Genomic DNA, 22,350 nt, shown 5'->3' on the forward strand with positions numbered 1-22,350 from the left:
ACAACCATTTTTGTGGATTGTTAAATGGGGGCATGAGCCTTGGCTTCACTTATGATTTCGAATCGAGTCTGAATAAATCAAAGGCATTTTGCAAAACCTTTGTTCGATAACGTCTTTACTTTGACGGTTCAAGGAGGTATTGTTATTAAACAATTTATCGTATTCGCGGCGTTATTACTCATTGCAGGCTGTACGACGAGTAATAATATTACAACCAAGCAACAGACCGCTAATCCACCAAAGGTTGAAACTCATGCTCGCAGTGCTGCTCCAACGTCAACCTTAACGCAAGCATCATCCATTTCTACGCCGGGCGCAGGGAAATCATCGATCACGATGAATCAAGCACCCGATGCCGCTTCGAATTGGATGGATTGGTCCGGTAATGCACCGGTAAAAAAACCGGCGGATCAGTCCGGAAATCCACAACAATCCATCAATCCATCCCAATTTGGGCAGCAAGTGCTGGATCTAGTGAATCAAGAAAGAACGAAGGCAGGCTTGCAGTCCGTTAGTATGAATAGCAGTCTCTCGAACATGGCCATGGCTAAAGCACAGGATATGTACAACAATAATTATTTTGATCATCAGTCACCGACTTATGGATCTCCGTTTGATATGATGAAAGCATACGGGATTACGTATAACTCTGCAGGAGAAAACATCGCCAAAGGCCAGACAAGCCCGACGGAAGTGATGAGCCAATGGATGAATAGTCCCGGGCATCGCGCCAACATCCTGAATAGTAGTTTCACCCAAATTGGAGTCGCATACTATAACAGCGAGTGGGTCCAAGAATTTACTGGCTAGCTAGTGCAGGAAATAATAAAACCTCCGCTACGATGGCTCTAATGGGGACAGGATATCGTTACGCAAAAAAACATGCCACACGGCGTGTTTTTTGCGTTCGGTGAAGCATACGGTTCATTTTTACGAGTACAGATGGCACTTGTATTTTGTAGATGAATGCCCCGAACATGCAAACATAGCTCCCCGTGTTCTACATATTCCCGTACAACTAGAAGAAGAAACAAAATTCGCGCCGTATCCAGAAACAACAGCCTAGATTGCTTCATCATTTCACTTAATGAAATATTCTGGTTACACCACAGCTCATCCTGAAATAAATGTTCCGTCTCAAACGTTTCCGTTTGAAGTATAATGGATGGAGGCATGACTACATGCCATCGATAAAATAATTGTATACGCGAATTAAATGAGTGAGGTAAGAATGAAATGAGATTGCGTACAACATGGTTTATCTATGCCGGTATTTTATGGACATTGCTTTTTGCTATAATGAGTTTTTACTGGGCAGTTGGCGAATGATCGGGGTTAAATCATTGGGTGGGAAAATTTGCTAAATGGCGCTGAACCGGGACCCAGGATTTATACCAGTAGTTTGGGCAACAGGCGTTGTCAAATTAGGAGGCGTGCTTCTTTTATTATGTTTGATTAGAAGCAGAAGTTCTCGTACAAAGATAAGAAAATGGTTATCGTTTATTTGTATTTCAGCTGGAATCTTTATGATTTTGTATGGAGAGCGGGAAATTTCATTACAATTTCCCTTTCAGCAATTAACGTATTGGATTTTGATTTGGACGCTTATGCGATAAAATGGAGGCTCCTATTCTGGGAGCCGTTCTGGATAGTTGGTGGAATCTTTTATGTACTAGCTGGATATAGCAATAAATGATAGTTTGTCCCTAGTTCTTAGCTTCATTCTGTGGTAGAAAAAGGGCACAAAAAGGAAATATGTCATCACGGCAACAAAATCTAACAAAGCATTGCACCCATGGTTGGAGTTATTTATTATTGACTAACGTCAAACTTTATTGGCAGTATAATACCCAATGGTGGTAGAGCGCATCGCTGGCAGCGTTGAGGTCAGGGGTTCGATCCCCCTAGGCTCCATATAACGAATAAAAGCACCCATACAGGATGCTTTTTCGTTATGGAGCTTAGGGCTGGAGAGAATCACTGACGAAGGGGGGCAGACCGCGCGGAGGGAGCGAAGCGAGTGAGCACGGCATGGAAATCTACCGCTAAGATCGTCATCGTCGAGTAAGCTTCGTCAGCAAGTTGGATCAGGATATCCATATCCCCCTAGGCTCCATATAACGAATAAAAGCACCCATACAGGATGCTTTTTCGTTATGGAGTAGGGCTGGAGAGAATCACTGACGAAGGGGGGCAGACCGCGCGGAGGGAGCGAAGCGAGTGAGCACGGCATGGAAATCTACCGCTAAGATCGTCATCGTCGAGTAAGCTTCGTCAGCAAGTTAAATCAGGATATCCATATCCCCCTAGGCTCCATATAACGAATAAAAGCACCTTTCGGGGTGCTTTTTCGTTATGGAGCTTAGGGCTGGAGAGAACCCCTGACGAAGGGGGGCAGACCGCGCGGAGGGAGAGAAGCGATTGAGCACGGCATGGAAATCTACCGCTAAGATCGTCATCGTCGAGTAAGCTTCGTCAGCAAGTTGGATCAGGATATCCATATCCCCCTAGGCTCCATAGCGAAAAAAGGTTAGCCATCAGGCAGCCATCAGGCTAGCCTTTTTTCGTTACGAGCCCCGTGCTCGTATTTTGATTCATTGCATTTTCTCCTCTAGATCGATATTGTTTAAGTATTACTCTTTTTTGGGGAGTTGTCCGTGTTTGATGGCAAGTTCTTCATTTTGATTGGGCTTGCCTTTTCCTGTTGCGATCAAATCCCTCAGGCTGCCTCGAATGTAAGTGCCCCATGCATCTGAGCAGATTTCATAGCATTCATCAACGGGGGAAAGACCAACATGCGTGAATCGGACTTCCGCTTCGCCGCCCTTCTTTTCGATTTCGAAGACGATATCGGTATCGATCCACTCGTTCTTGTCCTTGACGAAATTAAAGTAGTTGTCGGCAATGTGCCAAACTACCTTCTTGTCGGGAACAAGTTCGGTGATCTGAATGGTGCAGCGGTGAATGTCCCGGTAATGGTACTTGAATTCCCCGATTTCGTCGGTCTTTCCTTCGATTTCTTCCGACCACCATCCGCGGACATTGTTAATGGCGGCGAACACCTCCTCTGGACTTTGGTCTACCGTAAATGCAGTGCTGTAACTTTGATTCATGCCAAGATCTCCTCTCAAAATGGATTAACACAACTCAAGTATAGCTCTTGTACTTGTGAAATGCAATCACAAACTTGCAAAATGCAATCACAAATTGTATAATCAAATCATGAAAAAGCGAACCTCAACCGTTTGTCCAATTGTATATGCGCTTGACATCTGGGGAGACTCCTGGAGCCTGGTTATCCTTCGCGATGTGCTTATCCACAACAAGCGATATTACCGCGAGTTTCTTGCTTCACGTGAACGTATCTCAACCAATATATTGAGCGCACGGCTACAGTCACTCGTTGAAGCGGGCCTTCTTGTCAAGATAGAAGGTGATACAAACCGCGCACAAACGATGTACCGACCAACACAAAAAGCTCTTGATCTGTTTCCGGTCGTATTTGCCATTATGCACTGGGGCCTTAAATACAACCCAAATACCGATATGAGTATACCGATTATGCAGGAACTGATAACCGACGAGAATGGGCTGGGGCAACGCCTATTGCGAAATTTTGACGATATTAAATGAAAACCAAAACTTATTCGATTTCGGGGCCAATAAATGCTATGAAAGGTGCCTAACAAAGTTTTGGGGCAGTGAAACCGACCACGGCGGTAGAGCGCATCGCTGGCAGCGATGAAGTCAGGGGTACGATCCCCTGACGTAGGGGGCAGACCGTGCGGAGGGAGCGAAGCGAGTGAGCACGGCATGGAAATCTACCGCTAAGATCGTCATCGTCGAGTAAGCTTCGTCAGCAAGTTGGGTCAGGATATCCATATCCCCCTAGGCATACAATAAAAGCAAACGGCAGAGATGCCGTTTTTTGTTTTTTAATAAATAATTGTTGAAGGCGCCATAATTTTTTGCACCTTCAACAATTATTTTCAAGGAATTTTAGGTTGGTGTTGCGTAAACAAGCCTCGAAGCAGACGAATTTGGTTAACATGCTGTATGATTGGCATAAATGTTGGTTTGATTACAGGTTTGCTTGGAGTACGTATAATGAGTGATTAACTCACTTATTAAACATACAAGAGGTGAGGATAAATGTTCATGAGCAAAAATAACATCTTGCCTGACCTAATTCTGCGGAAACTCAACCAACGAAAGAACTACCGAATTCTTCAAATGAATACACCGAACAGTATCGTCGTCGAATAGGTGATATCATCGACATTTTTAAGGGTATGCATGTTTCTTTGGATCACCTGTTTGACGAACTGATGACCTTTGATTTCGCTAAGCTGGGGCTGAGATTTGAATTGCCGTTTTTCGTTTTCCATGGAGATGCCGATATTATCACCCCTCCTGCAACGGCTAAAGCGTTCTTCGACGAAATCGAAGCTCCTCGAAAACATTTTGCGCTGATCAAAAATGCCGGACATCTGGCATGTTTTGCCCGGCCCGATCAGTTTCTCAGTGAATTGATCGAGAGAGTTCGTCCTCTAGCCCTCGCGCCAAGTTCCCTTTGATGGAATCCAATCATTTATTCATGATACAATGAATTCAATAACCCATACGATCGGAGATTGAAGTTCATTGTCCCCATTAAATAAGCAGCAATTGGAGCAAATTCGTGACGAGCGCAAAGAACAAATTAAACAAGCGGCGCTAAAAGTATTTGCCACTCGCGGATTTGCCGGAACAAAAACGAGCACCATTGCTTCCGCAGCTGGTATTAGTGAAGGTTTAATCTATCGATACTTTAAATCGAAAGACGAATTATTCACCGAAATCGTTGTCGAGTTGATGGAAGAAGCGGGAAAGGAAATCGGGCACATTCAACTTTCCTCCCAACCACCCTCTGACTTAATTAGAACGTTGACTGAAAGCATGCTAGAAGAGAACAACAAGTACGCTTTCAGGCTGATTTTGCAAGCCAGGAAAGCGGAGAAAGTTCCGGAGCAGGTCGGTCATATCCTTGAACGATATGCGGAAAGCAATCTGATCGAGCGGTTAGTTCCCGTCATTGTCAAGGGACAGCAGGCAGGACAATTCTTTGAAGGAGACCCTCGGCAGTTGCTTTCATGGTACTTTTCCGTTGTGAACAGCCTCATTTTGCAGGAACTGGGAACAGAAGAATACGGGATGCCAAGCGCAGATGTCTTAATGCGTATTCTGGCAAGGTAAGTACATCCCTCAATGTCTTGGGGGCTGTGAAACTGACCACGGTGGGAGAAGCGAATCGCTGGCAGCGATGAGGCCAGGGGTTCGTTCCCGCTAAGGTCCACCATACAAAAACATTGTAGCACCGGGGTTTCCCGGTGTTTTTTGTTTTTTTGAAGAACTACTGAATTACAAAGATTGACGTTGTGGTCACATGTTTGGTCACACTTGAATTTATTTGGGCTCAATTTTGCTTATAATCGATGTTTTGCGACTCTGCTCTACACACGATAAGTATCGATGCTAAAAAAAATGCTCATAAGGGAATCCAATGAAATGAGCAATTTTTAATCCATCAAGCGAACAACATATCGCCATATTGTTTAGCGGTTTCTTTATGAACAGATGGCAAGACATGAGAATACACGTCTAGTGTAACTCTCACGTCTGAATGCCCTAAAATTTCTTTTACAATTTTTGGATTTGTATTAGAACTCAGCAAGAGCGAGGCTGCAGTGTGGCGAAGATCGTGAAAACGTATCTTTTTAACGGATGCCTCCTCCATTAACAGGTAGAACTCACGTAGCAAATTGCGCGGGTTTATCGGCTTCCCCAATTTTGTACAAATGACAAGATCGAAATCGGCATAATCGTCTCCCGCGGCTAGCTTTTCTTCTTCTATTTTAACTTGATGTGCGTTAAGTTGCTGTAAAACTTCTTCTGCAAGCGAAATCGTTCGCGTGCTTGATTTTGTTTTGGTGTCTTGATAAATCTGTTTTCCGTCATGACTGAGCGTTTGTCGAACATGCAGTACTCCTTTTTCGAAATCTAAATCCTTCCATCTATCTGCCAATACTCGGCACTTGAACTTTCCTTTTTCATTTAAATGGTGGGAGTTAGCAGCCAACTTTTTTATCCTTTTTTCTAAGTAATATTTCTTAAAGTGCTTGTATCAGCATTGTCATTGGTTTTGTTGCATTTTGATGGTGGAATGATTGAATCTCCCCCGTTATTTCTGATCGTTTCTACAATTAGCTGTCTAAGGTCATCAGGAGAAAGTATTGTAAGAACTGCATTTTTGTCATTCATGGAAGATTCTTGTTTTTCGATATTGATAATCAATGTTTCCAGCGATGTATCAAGCCCACCTGCGATCTTCTCTAGAGTTTTGATTGTCGGATTTTTTTCGCCGCGCTCCACCTGCCCCAAAAAGTGTCCTTTTGCCATGCCTTGCTTTTTTCACGATGGTAGGTACTGTATTTGACAACGGCCTCGACTTCGTTTTGCTCTAAATAGTTATAATTCTCTTCGCCGCCGTATCCCGCGTCAGCGATGACAGTGCTTGGCAGCTTGCCCAGTTGAGATTTTACTTTTTCCAGATGAGGGATGAGACAACGCGTATCTGTAGGCCGCTGGTGTACGCTGTAGCCGAGGATGAATTGATTTTCGGTGCCAATCTGTACATTGTAACCCGGCTTGAGCTGACCGTTTCGCATGTGGTCCTCTTTCATCCGCATGAACGTTGCGTCGTTGTCGGTCTTGCTGTAGCTGTTCCGATTTCCCAAAATCTCTTCTTGGGATTCATACTTTCGGAGGCGAGGGAGGAAGTCTTTTCGGAGCGTACGCACCGCCTTCTTCAGCGGTTTGTCCTTTGAGCTTTTCTTGCAGTCGTTCTTCCAGTTGCTTGACTGCGTTCTCCAACTTTTCACTTGTGATTTCCGAGGATTCGCCAAGCTCGAAGAGATCTTGACCGCCATGTGACCGTTCTTCTTGTTTTTCGGCTTCTTCGATGGTGGCAAACAGCGTCTGCACCTTCTCTTGCAGCTTTGCCTTATGCTTTACAACCGCTTTACCCCAAACAAACGTATATCGATTGGCATTGGCTTCGATCTTCGTACCATCGACAAAGTAGTGCTCAAGTTGAACGTATTTCTCATCCGCTAGAAATTGAAGAACTGCGGTAAACACGGTCTCCAATACGGCTTTCATCCGTTCGGAACGAAAGCGGTTGATCGTACGGAAGTCCGGGCGCTGTCTACCCGCGATCCACATGAACATGACGTTCTCACGAACGGCCTTGGCGATCTGACGGGAAGAATAGATCCGCTGTGTGTAGGCGTAGATAATGACTTTGGTAAGCATCTTAGGGTGATAGCTGTCTCGTCCACCTCCGGAGTAAGCAGCGTCAAAGATAGCGTCATCCAGACGGTCCACTGCTGAATTAACGACGCGAATGAGGTGATTTTGAGGAATGTCTTCCTCCAGATCCATTGGCAGTGTAAGTTGGTTCATGGTATATTGAATGTACAAAGAAACCGTCTCCTTTGAAGTGGTTGGGTGGTACCTCCATTTTACCAAAGAACGGTTTCTTTTTGTTTTACAAAATTAAAAAAGAAGGTGTCCCTCAGCCATTTTCATGGCTTTTGGGACACCCTCTTTCGGAATCCATACTTATACTTATTGAATTGAGATCGAAGCAATGCTGCCGTTGGTCTTGAAATCCGACGTGTAGGCGATGGTTGCCGTTGCGGTGATAGCTCCATTCGGTCCCGTAATCTTTATCGTTGGCGCTGAAGAATAGCCGGAGCCTGCATTGGTTATCGTGACCCCGGTCAAGACACCATCCTTGATCGTTGGGGTCAGCACAGCAGGAGTTCTGATCCACACTTCGCCTTTGACTTCGCTGTAGCGGTAGTAGTCGGATACTTCATCCAGGCGTTCGTTGGTGATGCCATAGGGCTGTAGTACCTTCATCAAAGCGGCTTTGTTTGATTGCGCTTGTTCCGATGTGGGGCCGGAGCTTCCGGCGCCTGCAGGTGTTACGCCACTGAAGGCTTGCCGGAATACGTCGGCTGGGACGCCGAGCGCGGCTGCAATGAGCACGGTCGGTCTGCCATGGTCCTGCGCGTCCGTATTATAGCCTCCGGAGATAACGATGGTATACCCATTCTGATCGGTTACGCTGCTGTTGCCGGCTTCGGTTGCGACGCCTGAGGGTGGCTGCGAATCTGCACGAGCCGGGTCCGGTTTCTTATTCGGTTTCTTTTGGGGATGATCTTGAACGGTTGCCGCTTCCGCGCTGGTCTTGGGCCCGGATTGGGTGTCGCAAGCGGATGCCAGCGATACATCGACGATGCTGCAAGCGAACAGTAGAGACAGGAAGACAATGAATCTTTTCATTTTTGTTCTCCTCTCACATTTGGAATAATGGTGCTAGAGATAGATTAATACACAAATGTGTCAGGAGAACGTCACGACGCGATTCGTCCGCAAAAAAAATCAATGCCTAATGCTGCTTGGGCAGCAATAGCTGGAACGCGGTGCCCTGAGGAGAACTGTTGATTAGATTAAGCTGGCCTTTCATCGCAACAGCCAACATCCGGCTATAGGTCAGGCCAAGTCCAAGGCCGCTAACGGACAACTTCTTGCGCTCACCCCGGAAGTATTTCTCGAAAATATGAGCTTGCTCGGCTTCCGGTATGCCGGGACCGTCATCTCGAACGATAACCTCATAAGTTTGATCCGTATATTCCGATAGCGTTATGCCAATATGTCCCCGACCTTGAAACGCCTGTTTGCTATTGTTCAGCAAATTCACCACAATCTGCTGAGTGCGGCTGGCATCCCCCATGCACATAAAAGTCCGATTGGGAATATCGACCGTGATCTCTATCCCCTCCTCCTGATAGAGCTGCCCCCACTGATATACGATTTCGCTCAAAAGCTTGCCAAAATCAATCGAATCCTGTCGAACTTTGATTATGCCCGAAGCAAAAGAATTAAAGTCCAGCAGGTCGGTGACCATATGCTGGAGCCTGCGCGTCTGCTCAAGGGAGATGTCCAGAAACTCCTCCGCCTCGCCTTCCGTAACGACCTGATCACGAACCGCGCGGATCAAGCCATGAATGGAGGCGACAGGTGTCTTCAGCTCATGGCTAACGCCCGCCAGCAATTCCGTGCGAAGCTCTTCCAGCTGTGCCAGACGCGAAGCCATCGTCTTGAAGGACAAGAGGAGATCGTGAACTTCCTTCTCCTTCACATTCACCGGGACGGTTACATTGTAATCGCCGGATTTTATCTTGTAGAGCGCTTCCGATAGCTGGATGATCGGTTTTCTTAAATTCCGCGAAAGGAAGTAGATGATCGTCCAGCCGAGCAAACCCGCACAGAAGAGCAGAGAGATCGTCAGGATGTAGTTATGATTGACATTGGTGAGTTCATCATAGCTGTAAGCAATGACGACCGAGCCGATCGGGGAATGATAGTCCATCATGGGTGCCATCAGGATGAAATCATCCCCGATTCTCGCTGTGCGGAGACGGTCGGTCAGTTCCGGCTTCGAATCGATATTCGGCGAGGAACGGCCGGGGGGGCGCGGAGGCGCTTTTTTGACAAAAACGGGGGTCCCGCCGCGATCGAACACGATTAAAGCGAATTGTCCGGGAATGAAGTATTCTCGCTGCGTATGGTCAATCCATTCATAGAAATCGCCCGGGATGACGATGTTGTTATGACCGTCGGTCACATATCGGGCTGCCGCTTGGGAAAATTCCTGGAGAGAATGCTTACGTTCATTGATAGTCTCCTGACGGATCCAGAAAATAGACACAAGTCCGATGATAAACAATCCTAAGAAAAGAGTAAGTACATAACGGAACGTCCAACGACTAAGCAGCGTCTGACGTCTAATCAGATGTGTTTGCATAAAGCTGATACCCCGTCCCACGTAACGTTCGGATTTCCCCTTCTTCCGGCGGCCAGTGAAGAAGCAGCTTCCGCAGGCGTTTGATAGCGAGATCCACGGCCCGGTCGCTGCCTTCATAATCGATGCCCCATACCTTCTCGATCAATTGCTCCCGATTGAAAATCTGGTTCGGATGCTCCGCGAGGAACAGGAGAAGCGATAAATCGCGGGGCGTAATCGACAAGGCAGCCCCGTTCAGGAAGACGCTGCGGGACTTGAAGTCGATTCGGAAGCTCCCGTAGGTAACTTGATCTGAACTGACCAGAGACTGGGGCGGACGTCTAAGCACAGCATGAATTCTGGCGATCACTTCGTCTGGCTCGAAGGGCTTCGTTATGTAGTCGTCCGCCCCCTCGTTCAGTCCCATAATTCTGTCGCCGACATCGCCCCTGGCTGTCAGCATGATGACGGGACAAGCGCTTTTGCGACGGATATGCTGCAAGACTTCCCAGCCGTTCATTCCAGGGAGTAGCACGTCAAGAATGACAAGCGCGGGTTGTGCCGAATGGAAAGACTCCACGGCTTGACTACCGTTCCGACAGATGAGGCAATCAAATCCGGCCTTGCGGATATACGCTGCGAGAACCCTGGCAATTGCGGCCTCGTCTTCTACGATCATAATCGTTTTCATTCCGTATCCCCCGATACAGCGGTTCATTGTCTTTAGATGAATTATACAATATATAACTGGACGATTCTCATTATTATTATTATCGAAGAATGTGTCAGCCGGATGTCAGCAGCCGACATCTTCCTGACACATTTCGATATTACAATGATTTGAGTACATTCCCGTCGGTAACACCTAATGGCATTTTCCAAAGGTAGCCAAAGATCGTAAACACCTAATATTTCGTCCCTGCGGGTCACTCCCCTGCTTCACTTGGGCTGCGTCCTCCACCTGGGCAAGAACATTCAATTTCCAAGGTACAAAAATCATAATAGCAACCCCAAAATTCAGGAGCTGCTCTTAGCATACAAGGAGGTGTAGGAATGCGAAAGGTGATCGTAACAGAATTCATTATCGGAGAAATCTTAGCTGAAGATGTCTATAACAAGCAGGGTATGCTTCTATTGAAAGCAGGGAATAGGGTAACCCAATCTTTTGTAAACCGTCTGAAACAACAAAAGATTGTGTCCATAAGGATTAAGTGAACGATTTAAAACCACAGATTTATTTATAAATTTCGATTCATTTTACCTCAGTTTACTTTGATATTTTATATTCGTATTTGACTTTGGATTTATTCGGCAGATGGCATAGATTGTAAAAAGTAAGGAGAATTCCACGATGGAAAAAGAGTATAAGGAGCCGCAAATCGAGATTGAGCGGTGATGGTTTCCGTTAAATTCAATCAAGCCATTACCGTCCTGATGGTTTTTCTTAGAAAACATATTTTTTGTTTATCGCATTTTTATTGCTAGTCAGTGTATGTCAAGCTATGCAAATGACGATGCCAGGAATTTGAGAGTAGGAGAGGATGATTACAAAATGGACAAGAAATACACGAAGAACAGAATAACCGCAACGCCGATGAGTTTCCTGCTCGTTTTCCTGCCTGTGATTCAGTTCGTTATGGGGGGCATTGCCTTTGCGGCAAACGAGATTTGGACGGACATCACCGGTACGGGTAATTTTAACTCACCGCGTGGTATAGCGGTAGACAGTTCCGACGATGTGTATGTGGCGGATACTTATAATAACAAGGATAATCTCTTTTCAAATATCTGCAAGTATAAATTCGGATAGGTGATCCTAGCAAAGCTGTTTACGCTTGGGTACTTGAACGAAAGGAGTTCGAATAGGATGCATTTTTTAAGCAGGAAGAGACGACGTACGGCTTTGAACGGGATCGTGATCATGGCTTTGATAGCCGGTTTGTTCCCTTTCGGAACGATGTCGGCAGCGGAAGAGGTTCCGCCAGCGGTGTCGGCATCCCGGCTTGTCTTCAACGATATTCAGGGCCATTGGGCCGAGCAAGCCATTGAGCGTTGGGTCGATCTGGGTTGGACCAAGGGCCATGAGGACGGCAACTTTCACCCGGAGCAAAAAGTGACCAGGGCAGAATTTATCGCTTTGGCCAACCGGATGTATGGCTATATGGAACGGGCGGCCATCGATTACTTGGATGTCATGATCGATGTGGCCGGGGGGGAGGAAGTCGCCTTTCGCGCAATGAAAGACGCCGGTTACAGTATCCTTGAACTCACCCGAGCGATGGGGAGTTATGGAGTCGACCGCCCGAAAATGACGAATAATTTGCAGGCGCTTGGCTATAGCCATGCAGAGGCGTTTAGCGCAGTGAATACAATATATCCGATCTCTATCGAAGAGTGGATGGGAATCATCATGAACGCGGCCGGGTGGTTATGATCACGTCCGTAAAGATAAGATACACATTAAATGTGTAGCATGAACAACGCCGTTCTCGGATGTAAAGACGTCGGATTGGTACAGCAGCGCGATAAACACCGCCTACGCGTTTGATTTGATCAACGGGTTTGAAGACGGCACGTTCCGCCCGATGGACACGATCACTCGTGAGCAGGCAGCAACAATTATCGCTAAAGCGATGACGATCACCGGCCTGAAAACCAAACTCGCTATAAAAGCAACTGAAGATCCATTGCGTCCATTTAGAGATGCAACCGATGTTTTGACTTGGGCGCTAAGCAGCATTGCCGACAGTGTTCAAGCAGGTATCGTATCGGGAAGAAACGGCGCTGAGCTGGCGCCCAAAGCGCTTATTACGAGAGCTGAAGTAGCAGCGATTATACAAAGACTGCTTCAAGAATCGGAATTGATATAAATCTGCTGTGCAGTGAAACTGACCACTCCTGAGAGGAGGTGATTACGATGGAAGAGCACAAGAAAACGGGCGCAAACATGGAGTCCGTAGAGACGAGCAAGGCTTCCGAGATCAAGCTCGGCGATTTGCCGAAGAAGCTGACCGAGGAAGAAGCGAAAAACGTGTCTGGCGGTAGATTTTTTTAAGGAAGAGAGCAGCATCGCGCGGGAGCGACTCCCGCGCTTTTATCTAGTAGACCGTTTCAAAAATAACGTTCCTGAAGACATACCGCTGATCCGATATATGTAGTCTAATCAGCCTGGCCGTTCGCATTCGTTCGAAAGAAACGAGCTAACGGACTCCACAACTGCTATTTCCCCGTTTTACCTTGGTTTAGAAAGCTAACGGTCGCCACAGCCGTTAATTCGAAAAAATCTGGTGTTTTCGTCTGATTTTGGGCCGATAACGGCTCCTGCGTCCGTTAGCAGCGTCGAAGGGTAGGTTTTTCACAAAATAATGATTCCCATGTCTACAACTCAGCATTGGAATCTCGGTTGGAATCCGTACCCAATCATGCATTCCGATCATGAACGAGACGGTCCGAGCAGTGAGTAGAAAACTTACTTTACTTTAAGATCGTTATACTAGACTTTGGATAGATAAAAGGAGTTTGGCACAATGTCTCTCGATCAAGTCATTGCTCTTCAAATAGATGGATGCAACTTCTCGCTCGCGACCGTGCTGCGATCGGCCCAAATGCAAGGTAGCTTCGGTGCGATTCATGATTACCTTACGATCGCGCTTATTGCAGCTTATGCCGAGGAGCACCGTATCCTGGCTAGCCAAGCGGAGATCCAGGAGGCCGTCACCGACTGGAGAGTAGCAAATTCGCTGTATCAAGCATCGGAGGTGAAGGATTGGATGGAAGAACGCTCGCTGTCGATGGCGGATCTGGCTGAATTTGCCAGGATAGAGGTATTGAAGGAACGAGTCCGTAACCACGTGGCAGCTGGCAAGGTTGAACGGTACTTCGCAGAGCATCGATCTCGATTCGAAGAGGTGGCTCTCTCGCAAATCGTCGTGAACGAGCGGGGGCTTGCGCGAGAGCTTAAGTTCAAGCTCATGGAGGGGGAAGAGTTTTTTTTGCTTGCCCGCACCTTCTCGACAGAAGAGTCGTCCAAGTTTGGAGGAGGGTATATCGGCCGTAAGATGAGGGCGCAGTTGCCTCTTGCGATTACCACTCAAGCGTTCCGATCGGTTCCAGGAACGATCGTAGGACCCCTGGAGATCGACAAGAAGTTTTATGTCGTCAAGATCGAAGAGGTCAATCCGGCAGAGCTAAATGCGGACACAAGGGCGCGAATCGAACAGATCTTATTCGAAGATTGGCTAACCGCCAGACGTAAGGAAGCGAACGCGTACATGCCGCAATTATGGGCGCAAGATTAGGTTAGGGGATACGGAATCGATGGAGACGAATAAGCTGCTTGGCTACATGGTGAAAAGTCCTTTTTTTGTTGTGCTTAGCCTAAGCGAGAAGCAAACGCTGGCCCGACATGGGCAGATCATTCCGTTCTCAATCGGACAGACGGTGCAGGATAAGGATGAGTTATCGGAATTTCTGTATGTCGTCGTCTCGGGCGAGGTTCGGATGATCGACGAGCGGTCGGATGGAACGGAGATCAGCCTCGGCTTATTAAAGGACGGGGACAGCTTCGGCTGGGAAAGCGGGACGAAGCAGCCAAGCCAGCCCGTCGTCTACAGCGCGGCAGGAAATGTGCGGTTGCTGGCCATTCCGATCGAGAAGCTTCGCGAGGTGCTGTCGCACAATCCAGGCCTGGAAGATCTGCTCGATACGTACGCGTCGTCCCGGGCCGTCTCGATGTTCCTAAGAAGAACGGCATTGCTGTCCTCCGAAGATTATCAAGCAGTTCGTACGTTTCTGGAGCGGATGACCGTTATTCAAGCGGACAAAGGGCAACCGATCGTGCGCGAAGGGGACGAGGGAGACGCGTTCTACATCGTTCACTCGGGTCATTGCGAGGTCGTCAAGGAGGTTGATGGCGCCGTCCTCAACCGACTCATCGCGGGCGACTTCTTCGGTGAATTGGCCTTGCTCACGGGGGCACGGCGCAAAGCGACGGTGGTCGCCGTCGAACCTGCGCAGTTGTTCCGGCTAAGCAAGGACGACTTCGATGTCATGATCGTGGAGTACCCGGCGCTCAGAACGGCTATTGAGAGCATCTCCTCCAATTATGTATCGAAAGCGTCCAAGTATGACGATGACGAAGAAGATTCGATGGACAGATTGGAGGCGTCTTCCGGTCAATCGGTGAAGTGGGAGCCGGTTGTGAAGAAGGGCAACAGACGATTCAGGCTGCGCAAATACCCGATACGCCTGCAGCACAACGAGATGGATTGTGGCCCTACCTGTCTTGCTATGGTGATGGCGTATTACGGTTCGCATATTCCGATCAACCGAATCAGGGAGCAGACGGAGATGTCGCGCTCCGGAAGCACGCTGTACGGCTTGACGGAGACGGCGGAATCGCTGGGGCTAGCCGCACAAGGCTTCACGACGCAGCTCGATGCTCTCTCCGGGGTGAAGTTGCCCGCGATCGCGCATTGGAAGGGCGAACACTTCAACGTCGTATACGAGGTGACGAAAAGCCATGTGATTGTCGGCGATCCCGCTTACGGCTTGGAGAAAAAAAGCAGGGCTGATTTCGAGGCGGGCTGGAGCGGGGCAATACTGACACTGACGCCGACCGAGCGGCTTGCTTCTCATGAGCGGATGCGCAGCCCGGTATCGCGTTTTATCGCCTACGTGACCCCGAATAAAAAAGCGCTGCTGACGCTCCTGATCACGTCATTGCTCGTGCAACTGATCGCACTGGCGATTCCGATTATCACGCAAGTCATCGTAGATAAAGTGCTCGTAGAGAGGTACGGCGATCTGTTGAACGTGCTGCTGGTCGGCATGCTCGGCTTGTCGGTTTGTTATATTGTCGTCAACTCGTGCCGAACTTTTATTGCGGCCAAAATTGCGCTGAAGATCGACGTGGCGATGCTGGGCGAATTTTACAAACACCTGCTCAGCCTGCCCTTATCGTTTTTTTGGGCCCGTACGATCGGAGATTTGACAAGCCGGGTGGGCGAAAATCAGAAGATACGCAGAATGCTCACAACCGGGGCGGTTCAGATGCTGCTTGACCTGCTGACGATTCTCATTTACGGGACGCTGATGCTGGTCTACCATGTCAAGCTGTCGCTTATCGCGTTTGCCATCATCCCCTGTTATGCGGCGCTTGTGCTTCTCTTCTCGCCGCTGATGCGGAAAAACAGTCGCAGGCAATTCGAAGCGGAAGCGGAGTCGCAAACAACGATGGTAGAAGCGATCAAGTTGATCTCCACCGTCAAAGCGCTTGCCGCCGAGCCAGCCATCGGCTGGAAGCTGATGGATAAGCTGCAGCTCGCTTTGAAGCAGAGGATCAAAGCCATCCGCTTGATCGTAACTTCGGAAACGATCGCCGACACTATCAAAACGATCGGCAACGCCTTGGTGTTATACGGAGGCGCATTGTTCGTCATGCGCGGCGAATTGTCGGTAGGCCAGTTCGTTGCCTTTTTGTCGGTTTATTTTACCGTTACACAGTCGATCACTCAAATGCTGATGATGCTAAACGACATTATGGAAGTGAGAGTTTCGATGGAGCGGATTGACGATGTGTTTGCAGCGCACCCGGAGGAGCTTGAACCGCAAAACATGCGAAGATTGGCCGCGCTGAAGGGGCACATTCAGTTCGACAATGTGACGTTTCGCTACAGCAAGGACGGCCCTAACATTTTGCAACAAATTAACTTGAACATAGAGCCGGGACAGACGGTTGCGCTTGTCGGAAGAAGCGGGGCGGGCAAATCAACGTTCGCGAACCTGCTTACAAAGCTGTTTGCCCCGACAAGCGGGACGATTCGTCTTGACGGACACGATATCCGTCAAATTCACGCCGCGTCCTTGCGCCGCAAAATCGGCATCGTTCAGCAGGAAAATCGGGTATTTCGGGCAACGATTCAAGACAATATTGCCATCCGCTTTCCGTCCGCTACGCTCGAAGAAGTCGAAACGGCTGCCAAGCTGGCAGGGGCTTACGAATTTATTACCGCTTTGCCGCTCGGTTTCAAGACGATGATCGGAGAAGGTGGTTTAAGCCTCTCCGGAGGGCAATTGCAACGAATCGCCATCGCGAGGGCGTTGCTTGGCGAGCCGGGTATTCTGATTTTCGACGAGGCGACCAGCGCGCTGGATTCGGAGTCGGAGCGAATCATTCAGCAGAACATGGATACGATGCTGAAGGGCCGCACCTGCCTGATCATTGCCCACCGTCTCAGCACAGTGCAGAAGGCGGATATGATCGTCGTATTGGATCGCGGAGCTGTTGTGGAGACCGGTTCCCATGTCGAGCTGATCGAAGCCAAAGGGCTTTATTATTACTTGATCAGTCAGCAGTTGAGTTGAGAATATCTTATTACCGATAGGTGGGGTATCGTGGTAAATATTACGGTTGCGACTATTTTGTCTGTCGCATTGCTGATAACCCTATTTCTTGCAGTTTTTACGTTGATGTATTGCCAAAGCTCAAAAAAGGTGTATTTTATTTTACTGTCCGTATCTGTCTTTCTTTTCGTGCTTGGTTACCTGTTGGAGGTTACGGCAACGTCTTCAAATGGCGGCTTGACGGCTACAAAGGTCATGTATTTGGGTGCCGCGTTCTTTTCACCGCTGTTTCTTCTGTTTGCGGCGGATTACTGCGAAGTGCGGATTTCCAAACCGCTAGTTCTCTTCCCGCTCTTGTTGATTCCATCCATTGTGGTTTTGCTTGTCTGGACATCCGAGTATCACACTCTCATCTATTCATCTTACTACTTTATATTGGATGCGCCGATTCATCATCTGGAAATGGAACCGGGAAAGCTGTACTATTTGAATCATGGTTTCGCGTTGCTTTGCATGATCGTTACAAGCGGAATATTAATTCACCGGTTGATTCATTGGGGGAAGCGGTACAGATTACAGCTATTGCTTTTGGTTTTAGGCGCGTTCACACCGGTCATAGCCAATTTTCTTTACGTAGTTAAGCTGAATGTGTTTGGTATCAACTACACGCCGGTGTCCCTCGTTGTATTAAACCTACTCTTTTTTATCAATATCATACGATACGACCTTTTCGACATTCTGCCCCAAGCATCTTCAATGGCGCTAAATTCCATCAAAGAAGCGTTCGTGCTGATTGATAAGGATATGCTGTTTTTAAGCGCAAACCCGGCTGCTTATCTGGTTATGCCCGGTCTATCCAATCTTCACAAAGGCCGTGAAATAACGGGGATCAGCGAGTGGCCGCCGGAGCTGACCAAGCTGACTGATCATAGGAATGCAGATATACGGTTTTCCGTCCGAACCGATACCGAACGATTTTACGGTGCCAGTGTCAGCGCTGTCTTCACAAAAAAGAAGGAGATGGAAGGCTGGATCATTTTGATTCAGGATATAACGCTAAATGAGGAAAATGTCGCCTTGCAACGGTTGGACAAGTTGAAGGATGATTTCCTCGCCAATACGTCTCACGAGCTGCGTACGCCGCTGCACGGCATTATAGGCATCACCGAATCGCTCGCGGCCGGTGCGGCCGGTCCGTTGCCCGAACGAGCGCTGAATCATATTGCGATGATCGGTGCCAGCGGCAAGCGGCTTGCTTCGCTTGTCGACGATATACTCGATTTCTCGAGACTTCGACATGAGGAGATCGTGCTGCGGCGTCAAGCGGTCGATATGCATCAGAGCGTCGAGGTGGTGACGATGGTGCTGAGGCCGTTGTGGCAAGCGAAGTCGCTGCGGTTGGAAAATAAACTGCCGGTGAACTGTTATGTAGATGGCGACGAAGGGCGCATTCATCAAGTTCTATACAATATCATCGGCAACGCGATCAAATTTACGACGGAAGGGTCAATCGAGGTGACGGCGGAGCGAACGACGCTCGGGTGGACAATGCGTGTTGCAGACACCGGCATCGGTATTGCGCCGGAGCAGCAACAGTTAATATTCGAATCGTTCGCTCAGGGAAGCGGTTCGATTGCCAGGGATTACGGCGGCACCGGCCTCGGGCTTTCGATCTCAAAGAAGCTGGTCGAGCTGCACGGCGGCAGCCTCACCGTCGCTTCGGTTATCGGAGAAGGCACGACATTCTCGTTCGAGCTTCCGGCTGCGGAATTGCCGCAGGAATCGGAGTTGAAGACAAGCCTCCTCGCTGATGGGAGCAGGCAGATGCCATTGATCGAGGAGGAGCTTGCGTCCGAAGTACAAGAGGAGGCTGCGACGCTTGCACAGGTGGACAACGCCGTTATAGCCGCCCGAGACAACACGGACTTAAGTATCGCCGCGGCGCCGTCGCCGACCTGTATTCTCGTTGTCGACGACGAACCGGTCAATCTGCAAGTGCTCGACAATTTTCTGACGATGGAAGGTTACCGGGTCGCCCAAGCGTCCAGCGCGTTCCAGGCGCTGGCGCTGATCCAAGACGGCCTCAAGCCGGATCTGATCCTTCTTGACGTGATGATGCCGCGCATGTCCGGGTACGAGCTGAGTCAGAAGCTTCGCTTGGACTACGCTACGCGCAGCCAACTGCCGATCCTGCTATTGACGGCTCGCGGCTTGACGGCGGACCTGGTCGAAGGCTTCAGCTCCGGCGCCAACGATTATTTGAGCAAGCCGATCTCGCGGCAAGAGCTGTTGGCGCGGGTCAAGCTGCATCTGCAGTTGGCGCAATGGAACAGCTCGCTAGAGAACGAGGTGTTGCAGCGCACGCTCGCGATCCGCAACCTGCTCGACGAGGCGGGGCAAGGTTTCCTATCGCTTGCCGAGGATATGCTTATTATGCCGGAATACAGTGTCGAATGTGAGCGTTTATTCGGGGCGGAGCTGACCGGGCAGCTGTTCGCTCCTCTGATTTACCCGGCAGATCTAACCGATCGGCGGTTTCTGGAGGAGCTGCTGATGCAGATTATTCACGAGCAGGACGAGTTGCAGGTCGCCGTGCTGCTCTCGCTGTTGCCCGGCGAAGTCGAGATTAAGGGCAAGCATGTGGAGTTGCAGTATAAGAAACTGGGCAGCGAAGCCGGAATGCCCGACCGCATCATGGTGATTATGACCGATATAAGCGATCGGCGCCAGCTCGAGCAGACGATGGATAAAGAGCGGCGCATGCTGCGGATGGTTGTGCGCGTCGTGGTGCACTATGCGATGTTCAAGGAGTTGACGGAGGAGTATCGGCGATTTGCAACTTCCGGCATCCGTGAGATCCTTGCGGAGGATGCAACGATGGAAGAGCGGATCAACGAGATGATGCGTTATGTACATACGCTCAAGGGCAATTTTGCCCAACTTGACTTTATAGATGTGGTTGAGAAGCTGCACGCGTTCGAAACGCAGTTGCTGGAATGGCGTAAGCGAATGGAAGGGGGGAGCGAAGATGTATTGGCGGCTGAGGTTTTTGCCGAATGGGTGACGGAAATCGATTACGCCGGCTGGCTGGAAGCGGATATGCAGGTGTTGCGCGAGATGCTCGGCGATCAATTCGCCGATGAGACCGAGACGGTCGCTGTGAAGAAGACGAAGCTGCTCCATCTCCAGCGCAAGGTCGCCGAGCTGTTCCGCGCCTCCGAGGGAGCGTGGATTGTCGACGAGTTGAAGCGGCTCCATCATAAGCCGCTCCGCGATCTGCTGGCGATCTACCCGGACTACGTCCAGCGGCTGGCAGCCAAACTCGGTAAGTCGGTGTATCCTGTAACAGTCGCTGGCGGCGAATTCACGGTCGATCACGAACGATATGTACCGCTTGCCTGCGCACTTAGCCATGTGTTTGCCAACATGGTCGATCACGGCATCGAGACGCCGGAGGATCGCGCTTCGATCGGTAAGGACAAGTTTGGCACAATATCTTGCCATATCGGAGAGAGCGATGGTCAGGTGACGATCGTGATTGCCAATGACGGCAGCGTCATCGATACGGCAGACATCCGGCGCATCGCGCTCGGCAGAGGGCTGGCGTCCGCCGAGGATTTTGATGCGGCCAGCCGCGCCGAGCAGCTTCGTTATCTTTTCCACGAGTCGTTCTCGACAAAACGGGTTGTCAGCCACGTATCCGGCCGCGGCTTCGGTTTGAGCGCGGTTAAGCATGCGATAGATGCGCTGCATGGCGACTATGCTGTCGTAAGCGACGCCGAACAAGGAACGATATTTCGCTTTACATTGCCGATTCAATAACTTCAATTCTGAGGAGTGTGAGACCAATGGCGATGATTTTGATTGTCGACGATTCTTCGATTATGAGACGCAGCCTGCGCGAGATTCTCGAAGAGAGCGGCCACGAGGTGGTGGCCGAAGCGCAGGATTGCGAGGAGGCGCTTGAATTGTACCGCAGCCACAGAGTCGATCTGGTGACGATGGACATTCAGATGCCCGGCAAAAGCGGAATAGAAGCGGTGCGGATGATCAAAGAGTTCGATTCTCAAGCGCGCATCATGATGATCAGCTCGGTCGAGCAGCGCAACTTGATCTACGAAGCGATTAAGTTCGGCGCAAAGCATTATATCGTTAAGCCGTTTACCAGAGAGAAAGTGAATGAGGTCATTAAGTCAATTTTGCCGGAGTCGTTGGTTTCCGTTCCAACATCGTCTGCGAAGGAGACTAGCCGTCAGGCCTCGAAGGACCCCGATGCGGATAAGGCGGCCAACAATTCCAAATCTAAGACTGCGTATGAGAAAATCGTCGATCCGCAAGCGATCGGTTTGCCGTTCGACGTCAGCATGGAGAGTGGCAAGATCATCTTTACGCTGTACAAATATGTAACGGAGCAAACGCTGCCGTACTTGGCAGGGTGTCTGCAAGGTTTGCTGCATATCTATAACGCCAAATATGTTATTGTACTGGAAAAAGTATCGGTGTCGCAGGACGCCGCGCTGCTGCCGATCATCGACTTCATCCGCATCGAGCGCAACCGCCGAGGCACGATCGCCGTCGTCGCTGAAGACAACAACCAGTATATTGTACTGAAATCCAAACTGAATACCGAAGTGTACAAGTCTGTGAAGGAGATCAGCTGGTATTAATACATCACTTGCAAATGGCATTGAAATCTATCGCTTTGATCTGTATCGTCGAGTGGACTATTCTCTTACATTGGATTTCATCGAACTTCCATTTAGTTCTTGACCAATCATCATTTATGGCAATAACATTATATAATGAATGCTGAATACCGAGAACGCCGACGATTGTCTTATTCGTATTATTACTTGTCCTGCAACCGTTGCCGATCAGGTTTTCATTTTCTGAGTTGACACATTCCGATTTCATATGATAGCATTCGTTGCATCTAGATCAGTACATTCTATATTTATAACAAGTGTGAAGCACACACGTGTCCGATTCAAGGAGCGTGTGTGCTTTTTTCATCGAAAATTCGGTGGTGACAGGTGATCAGATATGCAATATAGAAAGCGGAATCCCCGGAGCACTCCGTTTTACCGCTGTGTTGCCAATCATTGCGAGGA

19 protein-coding genes and 2 pseudogenes are annotated in these 22,350 nt (G+C 49.0%); 14 read left to right on the forward strand and 7 right to left on the reverse strand.

Going from position 1 to position 22,350, the window contains the following annotated elements; all coding sequences use genetic code 11:
- Window positions 1–99: 99 nt before the first annotated feature.
- Window positions 100–810 (forward strand): CAP domain-containing protein, encoded by a 711-nt coding sequence (locus E1757_RS22240; protein ID WP_246079396.1) that lies wholly within the window; start codon window positions 100–102, stop codon window positions 808–810.
- A gap of 1,823 nt (window positions 811–2,633) precedes the next feature.
- Here the strand turns inward: E1757_RS22240 and E1757_RS22255 are convergent.
- Entirely contained in the window at window positions 2,634–3,113 is a 480-nt protein-coding gene (locus E1757_RS22255; protein WP_133232233.1) for an SRPBCC family protein, read from the reverse strand.
- A gap of 94 nt (window positions 3,114–3,207) precedes the next feature.
- Here E1757_RS22255 and E1757_RS22260 point away from each other — a divergent pair, with 94 nt between their 5' ends.
- The 3 genes from E1757_RS22260 to E1757_RS22270 all read left to right on the forward strand — a co-directional run bounded on the left by E1757_RS22260 (window position 3,208) and on the right by E1757_RS22270 (window position 5,235).
- Entirely contained in the window at window positions 3,208–3,633 is a 426-nt protein-coding gene (locus tag E1757_RS22260; protein WP_133232235.1) for a winged helix-turn-helix transcriptional regulator, read from the forward strand.
- A 671-nt stretch (window positions 3,634–4,304) separates the two neighbouring features.
- On the forward strand, window positions 4,305–4,577 hold the full coding sequence (locus E1757_RS22265) for a serine aminopeptidase domain-containing protein (protein ID WP_246079398.1): 273 nt from the start codon (window positions 4,305–4,307) through the stop codon (window positions 4,575–4,577).
- Window positions 4,578–4,644: 67 nt separating this feature from the next.
- Window positions 4,645–5,235, forward strand: a complete 591-nt coding sequence (locus E1757_RS22270; RefSeq protein WP_133232239.1) for a TetR/AcrR family transcriptional regulator — start codon at window positions 4,645–4,647, stop codon at window positions 5,233–5,235.
- Between the two features lie 331 nt (window positions 5,236–5,566).
- Here E1757_RS22270 and E1757_RS22275 read toward each other — a convergent pair whose 3' ends face one another.
- The 6 genes and pseudogenes from E1757_RS22275 to E1757_RS22300 all read right to left on the reverse strand — a co-directional run bounded on the left by E1757_RS22275 (window position 5,567) and on the right by E1757_RS22300 (window position 10,586).
- A complete protein-coding gene (locus E1757_RS22275) occupies window positions 5,567–6,118 on the reverse strand; it encodes a site-specific integrase (protein ID WP_133232241.1) in 552 nt (183 codons plus the stop codon).
- A 17-nt stretch (window positions 6,119–6,135) separates the two neighbouring features.
- Window positions 6,136–6,420, reverse strand: a complete 285-nt coding sequence (locus E1757_RS22280; RefSeq protein ID WP_165972237.1) for a helix-turn-helix domain-containing protein — start codon at window positions 6,418–6,420, stop codon at window positions 6,136–6,138.
- Window positions 6,421–6,425: 5 nt separating this feature from the next.
- Window positions 6,426–7,521: pseudogene (locus tag E1757_RS22285) on the reverse strand (IS1182 family transposase); the annotation flags it as partial.
- 147 nt (window positions 7,522–7,668) lie between these two features.
- Window positions 7,669–8,391 (reverse strand): hypothetical protein, encoded by a 723-nt coding sequence (locus E1757_RS22290; RefSeq protein WP_133232245.1) that lies wholly within the window; start codon window positions 8,389–8,391, stop codon window positions 7,669–7,671.
- A gap of 106 nt (window positions 8,392–8,497) precedes the next feature.
- Window positions 8,498–9,916 (reverse strand): sensor histidine kinase, encoded by a 1,419-nt coding sequence (locus E1757_RS22295; RefSeq protein WP_133232247.1) that lies wholly within the window; start codon window positions 9,914–9,916, stop codon window positions 8,498–8,500.
- The gene (locus E1757_RS22300) at window positions 9,897–10,586 is read right to left on the reverse strand and encodes a response regulator transcription factor (RefSeq protein ID WP_133232249.1); all 690 of its coding nucleotides are present in this window, start codon (window positions 10,584–10,586) and stop codon (window positions 9,897–9,899) included. Before E1757_RS22300 ends, E1757_RS22295 begins: the two co-directional genes overlap by 20 nt.
- Window positions 10,587–10,948: 362 nt before the next feature.
- Here E1757_RS22300 and E1757_RS35930 point away from each other — a divergent pair, with 362 nt between their 5' ends.
- From E1757_RS35930 to E1757_RS37110, 10 genes and pseudogenes are all read left to right on the forward strand, one after another.
- Window positions 10,949–11,110: a hypothetical protein gene (locus E1757_RS35930; protein WP_165972238.1), complete on the forward strand. Its 162-nt coding sequence runs from the start codon at window positions 10,949–10,951 to the stop codon at window positions 11,108–11,110.
- Window positions 11,111–11,447: 337 nt separating this feature from the next.
- Window positions 11,448–11,705, forward strand: coding sequence for a hypothetical protein (locus E1757_RS22305; protein WP_220446523.1), 258 nt, complete (start codon window positions 11,448–11,450; stop codon window positions 11,703–11,705).
- A gap of 57 nt (window positions 11,706–11,762) precedes the next feature.
- A complete protein-coding gene (locus E1757_RS22310) occupies window positions 11,763–12,329 on the forward strand; it encodes an S-layer homology domain-containing protein (protein WP_133232253.1) in 567 nt (188 codons plus the stop codon).
- Window positions 12,330–12,390: 61 nt separating this feature from the next.
- Window positions 12,391–12,498 (forward strand): annotated as a pseudogene (locus tag E1757_RS36930) (S-layer homology domain-containing protein); the annotation flags it as partial.
- Window positions 12,481–12,765, forward strand: coding sequence for an S-layer homology domain-containing protein (locus E1757_RS22315; protein WP_342774590.1), 285 nt, complete (start codon window positions 12,481–12,483; stop codon window positions 12,763–12,765). The pseudogene E1757_RS36930 and the gene E1757_RS22315, both read left to right, overlap by 18 nt.
- Window positions 12,766–12,812: 47 nt before the next feature.
- Complete coding sequence (locus E1757_RS35935) at window positions 12,813–12,950, forward strand: hypothetical protein (RefSeq protein WP_165972239.1); 138 nt, start codon at window positions 12,813–12,815, stop codon at window positions 12,948–12,950.
- Window positions 12,951–13,422: 472 nt separating this feature from the next.
- The gene (locus E1757_RS22320) at window positions 13,423–14,193 is read left to right on the forward strand and encodes a peptidylprolyl isomerase (RefSeq protein WP_133232257.1); all 771 of its coding nucleotides are present in this window, start codon (window positions 13,423–13,425) and stop codon (window positions 14,191–14,193) included.
- A 19-nt stretch (window positions 14,194–14,212) separates the two neighbouring features.
- Window positions 14,213–17,260: a peptidase domain-containing ABC transporter gene (locus E1757_RS22325; protein WP_133232259.1), complete on the forward strand. Its 3,048-nt coding sequence runs from the start codon at window positions 14,213–14,215 to the stop codon at window positions 17,258–17,260.
- A gap of 30 nt (window positions 17,261–17,290) precedes the next feature.
- The gene (locus E1757_RS22330) at window positions 17,291–21,061 is read left to right on the forward strand and encodes a histidine kinase N-terminal 7TM domain-containing protein (protein ID WP_133232261.1); all 3,771 of its coding nucleotides are present in this window, start codon (window positions 17,291–17,293) and stop codon (window positions 21,059–21,061) included.
- Window positions 21,062–21,087: 26 nt separating this feature from the next.
- Window positions 21,088–21,906 (forward strand): response regulator, encoded by an 819-nt coding sequence (locus E1757_RS37110; protein WP_133232263.1) that lies wholly within the window; start codon window positions 21,088–21,090, stop codon window positions 21,904–21,906.
- The last annotated feature ends 444 nt before the right edge of the window (window positions 21,907–22,350 follow it).

Source organism: Paenibacillus piri, assembly GCF_004354045.1.
Lineage (GTDB): Bacteria > Bacillota > Bacilli > Paenibacillales > NBRC-103111 > Paenibacillus_S > Paenibacillus_S piri.

What these genes read in the sequence shown, in the direction of transcription:
- E1757_RS22255 (WP_133232233.1), bottom strand. Translation starts at nt 3,113, where the DNA reads ATGAATCAAAGTTACAGCACTGCATTTACGGTAGACCAAAGTCCAGAG.
- E1757_RS22290 (WP_133232245.1), bottom strand. Translation starts at nt 8,391, where the DNA reads ATGAAAAGATTCATTGTCTTCCTGTCTCTACTGTTCGCTTGCAGCATC.
- E1757_RS22295 (WP_133232247.1), bottom strand. Translation starts at nt 9,916, where the DNA reads ATGCAAACACATCTGATTAGACGTCAGACGCTGCTTAGTCGTTGGACG.
- E1757_RS22300 (WP_133232249.1), bottom strand. Translation starts at nt 10,586, where the DNA reads ATGAAAACGATTATGATCGTAGAAGACGAGGCCGCAATTGCCAGGGTT.
- E1757_RS35930 (WP_165972238.1), top strand. Translation starts at nt 10,949, where the DNA reads ATGCGAAAGGTGATCGTAACAGAATTCATTATCGGAGAAATCTTAGCT.
- E1757_RS22305 (WP_220446523.1), top strand. Translation starts at nt 11,448, where the DNA reads ATGGACAAGAAATACACGAAGAACAGAATAACCGCAACGCCGATGAGT.
- E1757_RS22310 (WP_133232253.1), top strand. Translation starts at nt 11,763, where the DNA reads ATGCATTTTTTAAGCAGGAAGAGACGACGTACGGCTTTGAACGGGATC.
- E1757_RS22315 (WP_342774590.1), top strand. Translation starts at nt 12,481, where the DNA reads ATGGACACGATCACTCGTGAGCAGGCAGCAACAATTATCGCTAAAGCG.
- E1757_RS35935 (WP_165972239.1), top strand. Translation starts at nt 12,813, where the DNA reads ATGGAAGAGCACAAGAAAACGGGCGCAAACATGGAGTCCGTAGAGACG.
- E1757_RS22320 (WP_133232257.1), top strand. Translation starts at nt 13,423, where the DNA reads ATGTCTCTCGATCAAGTCATTGCTCTTCAAATAGATGGATGCAACTTC.
- E1757_RS22325 (WP_133232259.1), top strand. Translation starts at nt 14,213, where the DNA reads ATGGAGACGAATAAGCTGCTTGGCTACATGGTGAAAAGTCCTTTTTTT.
- E1757_RS37110 (WP_133232263.1), top strand. Translation starts at nt 21,088, where the DNA reads ATGGCGATGATTTTGATTGTCGACGATTCTTCGATTATGAGACGCAGC.